13 protein-coding genes and 1 riboswitch are annotated in these 13,247 nt (G+C 55.5%); of the genes, 9 read left to right on the top strand and 4 right to left on the bottom strand.

The features are described from left to right. The first annotated feature begins 93 nt into the window (after positions 1-93). The 6 genes from ACT3RT_RS08925 to cspE all read left to right on the top strand — a co-directional run bounded on the left by ACT3RT_RS08925 (position 94) and on the right by cspE (position 6,455). Positions 94-273 carry a hypothetical protein gene (locus ACT3RT_RS08925; protein ID WP_185688334.1) on the top strand — a complete coding sequence of 60 codons (180 nt, stop codon included), beginning with the start codon at positions 94-96 and terminating at the stop codon, positions 271-273. Positions 274-532: 259 nt separating this feature from the next. Beyond that, positions 533-1,561 (top strand): Ppx/GppA phosphatase family protein, encoded by a 1,029-nt coding sequence (locus ACT3RT_RS08920; protein ID WP_496199572.1) that lies wholly within the window; start codon positions 533-535, stop codon positions 1,559-1,561. Between the two features lie 61 nt (positions 1,562-1,622). Continuing rightward, positions 1,623-3,695: a prolyl oligopeptidase family serine peptidase gene (locus ACT3RT_RS08915; RefSeq protein ID WP_496202831.1), complete on the top strand. Its 2,073-nt coding sequence runs from the start codon at positions 1,623-1,625 to the stop codon at positions 3,693-3,695. A 244-nt stretch (positions 3,696-3,939) separates the two neighbouring features. Then, the gene (locus ACT3RT_RS08910; RefSeq protein WP_353501313.1) at positions 3,940-5,070 is read left to right on the top strand and encodes an ABC transporter substrate-binding protein; all 1,131 of its coding nucleotides are present in this window, start codon (positions 3,940-3,942) and stop codon (positions 5,068-5,070) included. 218 nt (positions 5,071-5,288) lie between these two features. Then, positions 5,289-6,077, top strand: coding sequence for a DUF2076 domain-containing protein (locus tag ACT3RT_RS08905; RefSeq protein WP_496202830.1), 789 nt, complete (start codon positions 5,289-5,291; stop codon positions 6,075-6,077). A 168-nt stretch (positions 6,078-6,245) separates the two neighbouring features. Then, on the top strand, positions 6,246-6,455 hold the full coding sequence (gene cspE, locus ACT3RT_RS08900) for a transcription antiterminator/RNA stability regulator CspE (protein WP_353501315.1): 210 nt from the start codon (positions 6,246-6,248) through the stop codon (positions 6,453-6,455). Between the two features lie 68 nt (positions 6,456-6,523). Here the strand turns inward: cspE and ACT3RT_RS08895 are convergent, their stop codons facing one another. From ACT3RT_RS08895 to crcB, 3 genes are all read right to left on the bottom strand, one after another. Then, positions 6,524-7,717, bottom strand: a complete 1,194-nt coding sequence (locus ACT3RT_RS08895) for a multidrug effflux MFS transporter (RefSeq protein WP_485901628.1) — start codon at positions 7,715-7,717, stop codon at positions 6,524-6,526. Between the two features lie 52 nt (positions 7,718-7,769). Then, on the bottom strand, positions 7,770-8,420 hold the full coding sequence (locus ACT3RT_RS08890; RefSeq protein WP_496202829.1) for a TetR/AcrR family transcriptional regulator: 651 nt from the start codon (positions 8,418-8,420) through the stop codon (positions 7,770-7,772). 424 nt (positions 8,421-8,844) lie between these two features. Further along, complete coding sequence (gene crcB / locus ACT3RT_RS08885) at positions 8,845-9,228, bottom strand: fluoride efflux transporter CrcB (protein WP_353501318.1); 384 nt, start codon at positions 9,226-9,228, stop codon at positions 8,845-8,847. A 65-nt stretch (positions 9,229-9,293) separates the two neighbouring features. Then, a riboswitch (Fluoride riboswitch) is annotated at positions 9,294-9,356 on the bottom strand. A gap of 75 nt (positions 9,357-9,431) precedes the next feature. Here crcB and ACT3RT_RS08880 point away from each other — a divergent pair. Next, positions 9,432-9,866, top strand: a complete 435-nt coding sequence (locus tag ACT3RT_RS08880) for a GNAT family N-acetyltransferase (RefSeq protein ID WP_496202828.1) — start codon at positions 9,432-9,434, stop codon at positions 9,864-9,866. Here the strand turns inward: ACT3RT_RS08880 and ACT3RT_RS08875 are convergent. Then, positions 9,863-11,206, bottom strand: a complete 1,344-nt coding sequence (locus ACT3RT_RS08875) for an aminotransferase-like domain-containing protein (RefSeq protein WP_496202827.1) — start codon at positions 11,204-11,206, stop codon at positions 9,863-9,865. The genes ACT3RT_RS08880 and ACT3RT_RS08875 overlap by 4 nt on opposite strands. A gap of 170 nt (positions 11,207-11,376) precedes the next feature. On the opposite strand from ACT3RT_RS08875, the gene ACT3RT_RS08870 reads away from it, so the two are divergent. Further along, positions 11,377-12,333, top strand: a complete 957-nt coding sequence (locus tag ACT3RT_RS08870; RefSeq protein WP_496202826.1) for a nitrate ABC transporter substrate-binding protein — start codon at positions 11,377-11,379, stop codon at positions 12,331-12,333. A gap of 19 nt (positions 12,334-12,352) precedes the next feature. Next, a complete protein-coding gene (locus ACT3RT_RS08865) occupies positions 12,353-13,153 on the top strand; it encodes a deaminated glutathione amidase (RefSeq protein ID WP_353503921.1) in 801 nt (266 codons plus the stop codon). Positions 13,154-13,247: the final 94 nt, after the last annotated feature.

Genomic DNA, 13,247 nt, shown 5'->3' with positions numbered 1-13,247 from the left:
AAGCCGCTGGTTATGTGCGCCATTAAAGCCTACTCTCTAAAGGTAAGAAATGGGTACTTTGAAGTTAAGCGATTGTAAGTATTAAGGATTAATATGAGCGAAGTCGAAAGTTCGATCAGTGTAGGCGATATTATTACTGTTAAGAACGGCTCTACCCACGAGGTAACAGGCTTTGTTAAAAAAGGGGAAAGGATTTACCCGACGATCAAAACCGATCATGGCAATACTAATTACAGCCAGATCAAAGAAATTGTCTCAGTGAGTAAAAGCTGATTTTAATTAGCTGAGCGCGACCACGGCCTGCTGCATCTGTGATGCTGGCGGGCTGTGTAAAACAGCCACCTTTGCCTTATCTCTACTCCTCCCGCCATGGCGATATATTCTCTTCCGACCTTTATCTCATTATAAATTAAAACTATTTATCCTCCGTGGCGAATCTCTTTATAGTAAGAATGCTGTAATGCGGCTTGAGATTCCTTCTATTTATGATGGGTCGTTCCTCATCGATTAATTGATTTCAGGGTAGGGAAGAATGAATAAAATTTTGCACGGAGTAATAGGGCTGACGCTGGCCTGTGGCGTTTTCACCACCTTGCCGGTGGCGGCGGCGGTCAAGAGCTGTATTGAGAATCGCGCCGGGATAGATATGGGGTCCGGCAGCACCAAGATTCAGGTGACACAGGTGGATGTATGCCAGCATCGGCTGGGCAAGGTGCTGTATGAAGATCAGCGCCCGGTGGGTTTTAACGCCGATTTGGCGAAATCGACCAATAACCAGCTGAGCGAGGAGATCCAGCAGCAGGGCGTCGCCGCGCTGTCTGAGATGGTGAAGAAGGCCGAAAGCTTTAGGCCAACCCGCGTGACCGGCGTAGCGACGGCGGTATTCCGCACGGCGTCTAACGGCGAGCAGGTGATTGATCGCTTCAACCAGCAGGCACATGTGAATTTGAAGATTATCACTCAGCAGCGGGAAGCCGAGCTGGGATTCCAGTCTGCCAAGGCCGCGCTGAATGAGCCAAATGTCAAAGATGAGGATCTGCTGGTGTGGGATATTGGCGGGGGATCGATGCAGATGACCTCCTACCACGAGCAGGCGGGCAAACCCTCAGTGGAGGTTTATCAGGGCAAGCTGGCCTCGGTCACGCTGAAAGACTTCATCACTAATGTGCTACAGAACAAAGATTTAGCGGCTGATAGCACGCCAAACCCCATTGGCTCGCTGCGCAATACCGTGCTGCGTTATGTCAATTTCTATGCTCGCACCCATGTCAGCGCGCAGATGAAAAAGGATGCCCAGACCAAACGGGTGATTGGCATTGGCGGCGTGCACGGCTTCTCTATCAAGAGTCAGGTGCATTTGCACAACAACAGCTATGGCCTTGCTGACCTCGAGCAGGCGTCGAAAAATAACGTCTGGAAAGGGGATTCTGAGTTAAAAGGTGACTACCGCGCGACCGACGTCAGCAACCTGTTGCTGGTAGAAGGTTACATGCAGGCGCTGAATATCCCTCAGGTTACCGTGGTGAAAGCCAGTCTAATTCAGGGTATTTTGTTGCAGTAAGCCATTAAACCTAAGGCAGCAGGCTGAACGCTTAACTTTCAATTTTGCAGGAGCAAAGATTATGACAGTAGGAAAAAAAGAGTTAGTCGCAGTTCAAGATCAGGATGATTTTATCTGGCTGGAGGGCATTCGCGACCAGCCTGCGCTGGAGTGGGCAGAGCAGCAAAACCCGAAAACCACCGCGCAGTTCGCCACTGGCGAAGATTTCGAGCGCATTCGCCAGCAGGTGCTGACCGGCCTGAACTCCCCGGCGCAGATCCCCGGGATCACTAAGCGTGGCGAGCACTGGTACAACTTCTGGCAGGATGAGAAAAACCCGCGCGGTCTGCTGCGCCGCACCACCCTTGAGGAGTACCGCAAGGCCGAGCCTGCGTGGGAAACCGTGCTGGACATCGACGCGCTGGGCGCAGCCGAAGGGCAGGACTGGGTGTACCACGGCATGTTGCACCTCAAACCCGACTATCGCCGGGCGCTGTTACTGCTTTCCCCAGACGGCGGCGATGCTTCGGCAGTGCGCGAGTTTGATCTGCAAACCCTCAGTTTTGTCGAGGACGGCTTTAATCTGCCGGTGGCGAAAAGCCTTATCTCGTGGATTGATCACGACCACCTGTTTGTCGCCACCGATTTTGGCGAAGACTCGATGACCACCTCGGGCTACCCGCGCACGGTGAAAATCTGGCAGCGCGGCACGCCGCTCAGTGCCGCTGTCACCCAGTTTAGCGCACAGAAAAGTGACATGATGGCGTTGGGGTATCACGCCGATAGCACGGGCTTTGAGCAGGACTTTATCATTCGGGTGATCGACTTCTATCGTCGTGAAGCCTTTTTGATTGATGCCGAGCAGGGGCTGGTGGCCGTCGATTTACCCGCCGACGCCAAATTCAGCCTGTGGCGCGAGTGGATGATTGTCGAGCCGTCGAGTGAGTGGCAGGTTGGGGGTGAAACCTATCCGTCTGGCTCGCTGTTGGCGATTGATTTCGCAGCCTTTATGGCCGGAAAGCGCCGGATGACCAGACTGTTTGTGCCGGGGGAAACCACGGCGCTCAGCGGCTACTCCTCGACCCGCGACCACTTTATTATCAGCGTGACCCAAGACGTGGTGAACCAGCTGGAAGTGTTGACCCCGCGCGAAGGGGAGTGGCTGCGCGAAAGCATTGGCGACGCGCCTGATCTGAGCGAAATCCAGATTTATGGCATCGACGAAGAGACGAACGACTACTTCATGACGGTCAGCGGCTTCTTGCAGCCGACCACGTTGTACATCGGCAGTCTGGACGATAGCCAGTCGCCGCCGGAGGTTCTCAAGCAGGACCCGGCGCACTTCGACGCCTCAGGGTATCAGGTGAGCCAGCACTTCGCCCAGTCTGACGATGGCACCCGCGTGCCGTACTTCGTGGTGTCGAGCAAAGAGGTGGTGTACGACGGTAAAAATCCGACGCTGCTGTATGGCTACGGCGGTTTTGAAATCTCGCTCACGCCTTATTATCTCGGCACCAGCGGCCTGTCGTGGCTCAATCGCGGCGGCGTGTATGTGTTAGCGAATATTCGCGGCGGCGGCGAATACGGCCCGCGCTGGCATCAGGCCGCGCTCAAAGAGAATCGCCTGCGCGCCTATGAAGATTTTTCCTCAGTGGCCAAGGCGCTAATCGCCAGCAACATCACGTCGGCCAAGCATCTGGCGGCGGAGGGCGGCAGCAACGGCGGCCTGCTGGTGGGCAATATGCTGACACTTTACCCTGAACTCTTTGGCGCGATTGTTTGTGAAGTGGCCCTGCTCGATATGCAGCGCTACACGCAGATCTCCGCCGGGGCATCGTGGATTGCCGAGTACGGCGACCCTGCAATCCCGGAAGAGTGGGCGTTTATTCGGCAATTCTCGCCTTACCACAATCTGGATGCCGGCAAAAAGTACCCGCCAATCCTGATAACCACCGCCACCAGCGACGACCGCGTCGGTCCCGGCCACGCGCGTAAAATGGCCGCAAAAATGCAGCAGTTAGGCATTCCTGACGTCTGGTTCTTTGAAAACACCGAAGGCGGCCACAGCGCGGCGGCAGACAAAGCCCAGTCCGCCTTCAAGCGCGCCATGGTCAGTGAGTTCTTACTGCACTATATCGGCCGCGACGCGCACTAATCCGCGTGTTACGACGAGTATCCCGCCCGGCTATCCTTGCCGGGCGGGGTATCTCTGCATTCCCTCTTTTCTCCCCCGCAATTTACATTTCGACATGTTTTATCAACCTGTTAGCAACAAAAAACGTTTCCCTGCTAATTAGTGTTTGTTTATGATTTGGGCATTATTTGATAATGGTTATCAAAATCAATTTTATTCCATTCTCATCTCAGGTTTTTTTCAAGCTCATTTCAAAGGAACAAACATGCTCAAGAATACTGTCCGCACGCTTTCTGTTGCCGGCCTGCTCGCTACCTCCTTTGCCAGTTTCGCTACCACTTATCCGTTGAATGTGACTGACCTTGATGGTCAAAAGCTCACTTTTGAAAAAGCGCCGCAGCGTATTATTTTGCAGGATGGTCGCGATATTCTCTCTCTGGCGGTGTTGGATAAATCCAATCCGTTCCAGCACGTGGTGGCGTGGAATAACCTGCTGAAGAAAACCGATATCGGCACCTGGGACATGCTGAAAAGCAAATGGCCGAGCGCGGACAAGATCCTCGACATGGGCTTTAGCGACAAAGGTCAGGTGGATCTCGAGACGGTGATTGCTCAGAAGCCTGACCTGATGATTGCCCAGCTGCGTGCCAAAGCGTCTCTGCAACAGGCGGGCGTGCTGGATAAACTCAAGTCCCTGAATATCCCGGTGCTGTTTGTTGATTATGAGCTGGACCCGGCCAAGGACACCGCGCCAAGCATCGACCTGCTGGGTAAAGTGCTGAACCAAGAGAAAAACGCCAAAGCCTATTCTGATTTCTACACCCAGCACTACCAGCATCTCCAACAGGTGGTGGCGGCGGTGAATCCAAAACCTAAAGTCTTTGTGGAAGCCATTGCGGGCCGCTCCGACTCTTGCTGCTTTACCCACGGCGACGCGGGCTGGGGCAAGTTGGTGAAAGCCGTGGGGGCGACCAATATCGGCACCGAACTGCTGCCGGGCGCGTCTGGCGATGTGTCGCTGGAGAAGGTGATCAGCATGAAGCCTGATGCCTACATCATGACCGGCTCATCACGCCCAAGTAACGGCAGCGTGTCGCACATCCTGCCGCTGGGCTACGGCGCAGAGCAGGCCAGCGTGGATAAAGAAGCCAAGGCGCTGCTGGCGCGCAACGGCATTTCGCAGATTTCTGCCGTGACCGACAATCGCGCCTATGGCATCTATCACCAGTTCTACAACCATCCGTACAACATCGTCGGCATGGAATATCTGGCGAAATTTATCTATCCGCAGCAGTTTAAAGATCTCGACCCAGCGAAGACTTACCGCGATCTGGTGCGCAACTACACCGACCTGCCGGACACCGGCTTTATCTTCGGTTGGTCGCAAGCCAAGTAATCCCCTCTATCCCTTCCAAGCCGGCAAGATTGCCGGCTTTTGTATGTCGCCAGACCAGTCATACGGCCTATCTTTACGTGGATCACATTTGTTGACACTCGGTTAATTCATCCCTGAAACTAATTGTATTAGTGTGACTGATAGACTCCTGCTATTGGTGAACGCTTTGCCATCGCAAAGCTCAAGGGCGGAGTAATACCTAAAGAGAAGGTGAATTTATGCAATCTGAAGAACAGCGTTTAATCGAAGGGCTTTTTAGTCGTCTGCAACAGGCTGAGTCCGCAACGGCACCGCGTGATGCCGAGGCAGAGCGCGTGATTCAGGCCTGCGTCAGCAAGCAGCCCGCTGCGCCTTACTACATGGCGCAGGCGATGATTATTCAAGAAGCGGCGTTGACTAAGCTGAATCAGCAGATTCAGGCGCAACAGCAGCAGATAGCGCAACTGCAAGAGCAGGCGAAGAACGCCCGCCCACAGAGCACCGGTTTCTTGGCCGGGCTGTTTGGCGGCGGCGCGGCGTCACAAGCGCAGCCTCAGGCCGCACCGCAGAGCAACTCAGGCAGCCAGCCGATCCCAGGCACCAGCGGCTGGGACAACCGTGGGCAGCAGCAGGGCTACCAGCAGCAACAGCCCTACCAGCAGGCGGCTCCACAGCAGGCCGCACCTCAACAGCCGGGCTTTTTGGGCAGCGCGCTGCGTACCGCCGCGGGCGTGGCGGGTGGGGTGGTGTTAGCTGAGATGCTGACCGGCATGTTCCATCAGAGCCAGCCACAGGAGATTGTGAATATTATCGAAGAGCCGCCGGTGCAGAATCTGAACGACACTGACAACGGTTTCCTCGGCAATAATGACGTCCAGCAGTCTGATTTCCAGCAGCAGGATTTCAACAGCGGGCAGCCTTCATGGCAGGACGCCTCCCTGCGTGATGATAATTCAGACTTAGGATTTGGCTCGGACAGCTTTGACTCTTCCGATTACAGTAATGATGACGACGACTCCTTCTTTTGAATGTTTTGCATTTAAGAGTGCGGTTTGCCAGTAGGAATTGTCGTACAAAGTCTAAGAGTGAGAGGTTTATCGCTTATTGCTTTGCACATTCTGGACAAAACCTGAATCTGCTGCTGTACTCTACTTGACACACATTTTGTGTCTTACATTCACGTAAAGGTAAGTTTGATGTCAAAGATTAAAGGTAGCGTTAAGTGGTTCAATGAATCTAAAGGTTTTGGTTTCATTACCCCTGAAGATGGCAGCAAAGATGTTTTCGTGCACTTCTCTGCTATTTCCAGCAACGGTTTCAAAACCCTCGCTGAAGGCCAACGTGTAGAGTTCGAAATCACACAGGGCGCCAAAGGCCCATCGGCTGCTGACGTTAAACCTATCTAACTCTAGCCAAATTTTGAAAAACCCGCTGATGCGGGTTTTTTTTGGTCTTTTGTTAGCTGACGCTCTTGTTACGCCGTCCGTGGTTTACGCACCAGCGTGGTAAACAGCAGGATGGCAATGGCGAAGCAGCCCATAATAGTGAAGCCCATCGACAGCGCCGAGGTGCCACCCAGGCCACTGATCGGCACGCTAATTGAACCCAGCGCGAACATACACACCCCAATCAGCGCTGACGCGCTACCGGCGTTTTTCCCCTGAGTTTGCATCGCCAGCGATGAGGCGTTCGGGCCGACAATCCCGATGGTGATCACCGAGAAGAATAGCGGCACCAGCAGCGTCACCAGCGGCGCGTGCAGGCTGGCGGCGATAACCAGTGAAATCGAGCCGAGCGCCGCAATGGTCAGCCCAGCCTTGACCAGCGCCAGTTCGCCAAACTTGCCACTCAGGCGGGTAGAAATTTGTGCCGCCAGCACCAGACCCACGCCATTAATCGCAAAGCACAGGCTAAACATTTGCGGGCTGAGGCCATAAATCTGCTGTAAGACGAAAGGCGACGCGCCGATATAGGCAAACATCCCCGCCATGGTGAAGCCCTGCGCCAGACACAACCCCATAAACTGGCGATCTTTGAGCAGTCCGCCGATGGCGCGCACCATCGCCATCACGCCGCCCTGCGAACGTCTTTCGGCTGGCAGGGTTTCATGCAGCTTGAGCAGCGACGAGGCGAACAGCAGCACGGAAATCACCCCCAGCGCGCCAAAAATCCCGCGCCAGTTCATGAAATTCAGCAGCCCGCCGCCGAGTACCGGCGCGACTATCGGTGCCAGCCCGTTGACCAGCATCAGCAGCGCGAAGAACTTGGTCAGCTCGTGGCCGTTATACATATCGCGGGCCACCGCGCGCGAAAGCACCGCGCCGCCTGCTCCGGCGATGCCCTGAAGCAGACGGGCGGCGATCAGCTGTTCAATGCTAGGAGCCACGGCGCACCAAACGGACGCGGCAAACAGCAGGGCCAGCGACCAGAGCAGCGGGCGCAGGCGGCCATATTTATCGCTCAGCGGGCCAAAGATAAGCTGGCCCAGGCCTAGCCCAAGCAGGCCGGTGGTCAGGCTGAGCTGGCTGGTGGCGGTGTTGGTGTTGAGTTCATGGGCCATTTGCGGCAAGGCCGGCAGATATAAGTCAGTGCATAGCGGGCCAAGTGCGGCAAGTGACCCTAAGACCAAGATATAGCCCAGGCGTTTTTCTGTCAGGTGAGCGCTCATTAATTTTCCGTTTCCCGGTTATTTTGTGGTGGTTAAAACGATGTGTGTGACATTAGGATTGGCCCGGCGATGGCGGGTTAAACAGTTGACCAAACAATTGGTTGTAGAGCTTTTCTAGCGCCTGAGCGTTGGCATGTTGGGTGGTGAGATGGCGGAAGGCGGTGCCTTCGCAGATAACCGCCACCACTTCGACGCGGTTATTCAGCTCTTCGTCGCTCCAGTGCGGGTAGGCTTTGGACATGGTGGCTTTTGCCTGATTGAACAAATCGCACTCTGATTCGCGCCAGATCTTCTCCACCAGCGGATTGCGCGTCGCTTCGGCGGCCACTTCCAGCATCAGTGCGTGGTCGATTTCCGTCTGCTCGTCCGGGGTTTCTTGCTCGCCCGCGCGCGGCTCGGTGAGGTGGAACTCGCCGATGCGGCGATTGGCGAGATTCTCCGCCATTTGCAGCAGGTTGTGGGCATTGCCGGTGATCAGCGCAATCTTCTTCGCCACCATGCGGCGCACTATCTCTTCGATAATGGCCTCTTTATTGGCGAAATAGCGATAAATCTGCCCCACGCTAAGCTGCGATAATTTGGCGATCTCGGCCATTCCCGCGCCGTGAAAACCGTGCTTACGAAAGCAGATCCGCGCGGCGGCAATGATCTGATCGCGTCGGGCGCAGATGCGTTTTTCCTTGGTGTCCTGTGGAGGCAACATAGAAGTCCTGATGGCAAGAGCTGGCAAAATAAAAATGAGTATGAACGTTCATTCTCAATTATAAGCAGACATGGCTAGCAGGTAAATATCAAAACAAACGGCGCAGCGTGTTAAGCGCTGCGCCGTTGGCGAAATGAGGTAAACGAGGGGACTTAGGCGGCGAAATAGGCCTGCAAAAAGGCGGCGACGATCAGCACGCACAGTGAAGTCACCATAATTTCAGATAACGTTTTAGGGGTAGTAAACATAATCACTCCAGATGGCATCATTAAAATGAATCAATGGAGACGATTGTGCAGATTTAAGATGAAGGAAACATTAAGACGCGCTTAAAAGGTGAAAAAATGTTCGGCGCCAGCGAGAAGGAAATCATTGAAGATTCACGATGCCTTTGTCATAAAAAAGGCATCGTTGAGGGATAGAATCAGTGCGCGTTGTACCAGCTGACCACCATAAAGCCCAGCAGGGTAAGGGCGAGGGAGCCAAACAGGTTCAGGGAGATGTTCAGCACGGCATCACCGAAACGCCCGGCTTGCAGCATGTAAACCACTTCCAGAGAGAAGGTGGAGAAAGTGGTGAAGCCACCGCAAAAGCCGGTGGTGATCACGGCTTTGAGTACCGGGTCGACATTGCTCATGCGGCCAAAAATCGCGATGGCGAAGCCAATGACAAAGGCACCAATCAGGTTAACGGCCAGCGTGCCAAGAGGAATGGTCGGCGAAATGCTGTTCATCTTCAAACCGAGATACCAGCGCGCTGCGCTGCCGACACCGCCCGCAATGAGGACTGCAAGAAAAGTAGTAAACATGGAAAACCTTTATAAACAGGTGGAATTCAGAAAGGTCCGGGCACGACGCTACGAACCTCTCGCGAGATTGCGTAGACATCATTAGCCCGTAAAGGCGGTTTCGGAGGAATGTCATCTCCATCATTTTGCCGCGCAATTTTACACCGCAGATCAAAATTTTGTAGTGCTTTGTGAAAAGCCGCTGAGAATAAAAAGGAAACACAATGTTAATACGCGATGCGCTTGCCGCCGATGCTCCTATTATCACCGAGCTGTTGGCCGATCTGGATTATCCCAATGACCCACAGGACGTGGCGGCGAGAATCGTCAACATGGCGAACAACCCGGACAGCCGCCTGCTCCTGGCGGAAGAGCAGGGTGCAGTGGTCGGCTTTATCTCATTGCACTTTATCCCGCAGATTGCGCTGGCCGGGGAGTTTTGCCGCATCAGCTATCTGTGCGTCAGTGGTGAAAGCCGCGGTGGCGGTATCGGGCAGAAGCTGGTGGACGAGGCCGAACGCCTGTCCATCGAGCGCGGCTGCGACCGGATGGAAGTGCATAGCCACAGCCGCCGCGTGCGGGCACATCAGTTTTATGCCCGCGCCGAATATGAAGAATCGCCGAAGTATCTGATCAAAAAGTTCCCAACCCGCGTTTAACCCAGCGCCAGCACAATGGCGTCGGCAATGACATCCACCTGCTCCGCTTTTAGCTGAGAGGTGCTGATGCGGATAAACTGCCCCGGCCCGATGCGGCTGCGCTCGCCGGGCAGTACCGCAATTCCCCGCGCTGCCAGCGTTACTAAAGCAAACTGCTCTGAAGGGACGGGGATCCACATCGCCAGCCCGTCGCGGTGTGGAATATGCACGCCGCGCAGTTGCAGCGCGTCGGACATCGCTCTTCGCCGCTGGGCGTAAACCGCTTTGGCGTAGGCAATCCCCTGCTGGGTTTTCTCATCCTTAATCAGATAGGCCAGAGCCTGCTGCAAAATGCGGCTTGACCAGCCTGCGCCGAAATTACGGAATGAAATCACTTGTTTGATCAGCTCCCGCGAGCCGGAGAGCACCGCCAGGCGCAGATCCGGCCCGTAGGCTTTGGAGTAAGAGCGCACGTGCACCGTGCGTTTGGGTAGCACGCTGCCCATGCTCAGAGGCGCGGTGTGGGAGAGCTGGCCGATGCCATCATCTTCAACAATCAGCGCATTGCTCTCGGCCAATAGTGCTGCCAGCTCGGCGAAACGCTCGGCGTTCATCACGTGCCCGCAGTGCGAATGGGTGCTTGGCTGATAGATAAAGGCTGACGGATTTTTGGCGAGCGCCGCCTGAAGCGACTCGGGGATCGGCCCGAACTCATCGCATTTTACCGGCAGAACCTGCGCATTAAGGTTATCGAGCATATCCAGCAGGCGGCTGGCGGTCGGGTCTTCAATGGCCACCACCGAGCCTTGCATCAGCAGGGTTTGCAGCGTCAGGTTCATGGCGTCAAAGCCGCCGTCAGTCGCCATAAAAGCTTCGGCGGCATAGGGCCAGTCAGATTGAACCGCCGCCAGCAAGGCCGGGGAGATGGCTTCGCGGTGATAACTATTGAGATTTTCCGCCGACATGCCCGACAGCAGGGCTTCGCGCAGGTCCGGCAGTAATTGCGGGTCTGGCGCTGACAGCGTGAGGTCGGCGCTGATGTGCTCGCCAAAGTTACCGATTTTTTCAAAACGCGCCGGGCGGGGGGAGAGAGTATCGCCGCAGACCCAGACGCCGTTGCGCCCGCGCCCGGCAATCACTTTCTGCCGACGCAGCTGGCCCCAGGCGGCGGAAACTGTCGCCGGGCTGACGCCTAATGACTGCGCCAGCTCGCGAACTGCGGGCAAATGGGTGCCGATTTCAATCACGCCGGAACGGATCATCGCCGCCGTCTCCAGCGCGATGCCGCGCATCGACCTATCCTGCAAATGCCCTGCGAACCACTCTGCATCCAGCGCTTTTACCAACGGATTATCAGCCATTTCTTGCCTTTTGTTCAGTAACAAAGATTCTATTGTACATATTTATTTATGCTATTAGTATCAAACTTAGCCAGTTGAGGCGATAAAAACAGCACTTTGTTGGCAATCTGTTCGCCATTGGTCAAAAGAACTTAGCAAACCGAATTTTGCACACCTATAAGGGGAATCTCGTGGCGTTGACCATCAGACTGGCTGTTCGTGACTGGGATTATTTTACGCCGCTGGCCTTGGGCGATATCAAACCAGAAGGTTTTAACCTAGAAATTGACCGCGTGGGCACGCTGGTGGATGACTTAGCCACCAGCCCCGACTACGAGGCCGGAGAAGTCTCCTTTAGCCGTTACGCCCAAGGGCGCGCGCGCGGCGAGCAGGATCTGCTGGGCATTCCACACTTCCTTATGCGCGGATTCCGCCAGCGCTGCATTATTACGCGTCAGGACAGCCCGCTGACTGAACTCTCCCAGTTAAAGGGTAAGCGCATCGGCCTGACGGGCTGGCAAGATTCAGGGAATACTTGGACGCGCACGGTTTTGGCGCTGGAAGGGGTGCAGATTGAAGATGCGCGCTGGTACGTGGGCCGCCTGACCGAGCAGCACCCGATTGTTGACCGTCTTGCAGGCTTTGGTCAGCCGGGGCGGATTGAAGCTGTCCCCGAAGAGCGCCCGATGATGGAGCTGCTGCAAGAGGGTTGGCTCGACGCGGTGTTTACGCCATTTATGCCTGAAGGCTTCTTCAAACCGGATTCTGGCTTCCGCCAATTCCAGCCTGATTTCCGTCAGGCCGAGTTGGATTATTTTAATCGAGTGGGTTACGTGCCGGGCATTCACCTGCTGGCGATTAAACCGGCGCTGGCCGCCGAACACCCTTGGCTGCCGCAGGCACTGAGCGACATTATTGAGCGTTCTTACCACGTTTGGATGGAGAAGCGCGCCAAATATGCCGATACCACGCCGTGGCTGCTGGATGACCTGCGCCGCACGGTGGTGGACTTGCCCGCTGACTGGAACGCCAACGGTTACGCCGCCAATGAGCAGATGATTAATGATTTTGGCGCCGAGCTGCATCGGCAGAATTTGACCGCACAGCGCCTGACCGCCGCCGATCTTTTCCCGCATTTTGCCGGTTAATCAAGATTAAGGAGTGATGATGAAAGTTGCATTAGGCCAGTTCGCCGTCGCCAAAGAGTGGCAGGCTAACGTTGAAACCTGTCTGTCACTGATGAAGAAGTCAGAGCAGGCCGGTGTGGATCTGCTGGTGCTGCCAGAGGGCATTCTCGCCCGCGACATCACTGACCCCGATTTAGTGCTGAAAGCCGCGCAGCCGCTGGACGGGCCATTTGTCAGCCAACTGCTGGCCGCCAGCGTCGGTAGCCAAATGACCACCATGATGAGCGTGCACACCCCGACGCCAGATGGCCGGGCGTGGAACGTGCTCATCTCTCTTCGCGACGGCAAGATCATTTCTGAATACCGCAAGCTGCACCTGTATGACGCCTTTTCAACCCAAGAGTCGAAGAACGTCACGCCGGGCAAAGATATTCCGCCATTAGTTGACGTCGCGGGCTTTAAAGTCGGCCTGATGACCTGCTATGACGTGCGTTTCCCTGAACTCGCCCGCCGTTTGGTACTCGACGGCGCGGACGCGCTGGTTCTACCCGCCGCGTGGGTGAAAGGGCCACTGAAAGAGATGCATTGGGAGGTGTTGGTCACCGCCCGCGCGCTGGAAAACACCACTTACGTGGTGGCGGTGGGCGAGTGCGGCGAGCGTAACATCGGCAACAGCATGGTGGTCGACCCGCTTGGCGTGGCCATTGCCCGCGCCGCCGAAGCTCCGGCCCTGGTCTTTGCCGAGCTGGATAAAGCCCGTTTAGCGCACGCCCGTAAAGTGCTGCCGGTGCTGGATAACCGCCGTTTTGATGTTCCACAGCTACGTACTGACAAGTTCTAAAACCCGTTATTTAAGAGTCAGGCAGTACCCCTCGCGGCAGCCACGGTCCTCAACGTGCGCCGCAGGGTCAACAAGCGCGAACCACACCAGGGAG

This window comes from Ewingella sp. AOP9-I1-14 (assembly GCF_052375995.1).
In the GTDB taxonomy this organism is placed as follows: Bacteria; Pseudomonadota; Gammaproteobacteria; order Enterobacterales; family Enterobacteriaceae; genus Ewingella; species Ewingella allii.
The sequence above is the reverse complement of the archived record's forward strand: the minus strand, read 5'-3'. Positions and strand labels throughout refer to the sequence as shown.

Bases quoted from the DNA above. Each gene is read 5' to 3' on its own strand.
- ACT3RT_RS08925 (WP_185688334.1), top strand. From the start codon at position 94: ATGAGCGAAGTCGAAAGTTCGATCAGTGTAGGCGATATTATTACTGTT.
- ACT3RT_RS08920 (WP_496199572.1), top strand. From the start codon at position 533: ATGAATAAAATTTTGCACGGAGTAATAGGGCTGACGCTGGCCTGTGGC.
- ACT3RT_RS08915 (WP_496202831.1), top strand. From the start codon at position 1,623: ATGACAGTAGGAAAAAAAGAGTTAGTCGCAGTTCAAGATCAGGATGAT.
- ACT3RT_RS08910 (WP_353501313.1), top strand. From the start codon at position 3,940: ATGCTCAAGAATACTGTCCGCACGCTTTCTGTTGCCGGCCTGCTCGCT.
- ACT3RT_RS08905 (WP_496202830.1), top strand. From the start codon at position 5,289: ATGCAATCTGAAGAACAGCGTTTAATCGAAGGGCTTTTTAGTCGTCTG.
- cspE (WP_353501315.1), top strand. From the start codon at position 6,246: ATGTCAAAGATTAAAGGTAGCGTTAAGTGGTTCAATGAATCTAAAGGT.
- ACT3RT_RS08895 (WP_485901628.1), bottom strand. From the start codon at position 7,717: ATGAGCGCTCACCTGACAGAAAAACGCCTGGGCTATATCTTGGTCTTA.
- ACT3RT_RS08890 (WP_496202829.1), bottom strand. From the start codon at position 8,420: ATGTTGCCTCCACAGGACACCAAGGAAAAACGCATCTGCGCCCGACGC.
- crcB (WP_353501318.1), bottom strand. From the start codon at position 9,228: ATGTTTACTACTTTTCTTGCAGTCCTCATTGCGGGCGGTGTCGGCAGC.
- ACT3RT_RS08880 (WP_496202828.1), top strand. From the start codon at position 9,432: ATGTTAATACGCGATGCGCTTGCCGCCGATGCTCCTATTATCACCGAG.
- ACT3RT_RS08875 (WP_496202827.1), bottom strand. From the start codon at position 11,206: ATGGCTGATAATCCGTTGGTAAAAGCGCTGGATGCAGAGTGGTTCGCA.
- ACT3RT_RS08865 (WP_353503921.1), top strand. From the start codon at position 12,353: ATGAAAGTTGCATTAGGCCAGTTCGCCGTCGCCAAAGAGTGGCAGGCT.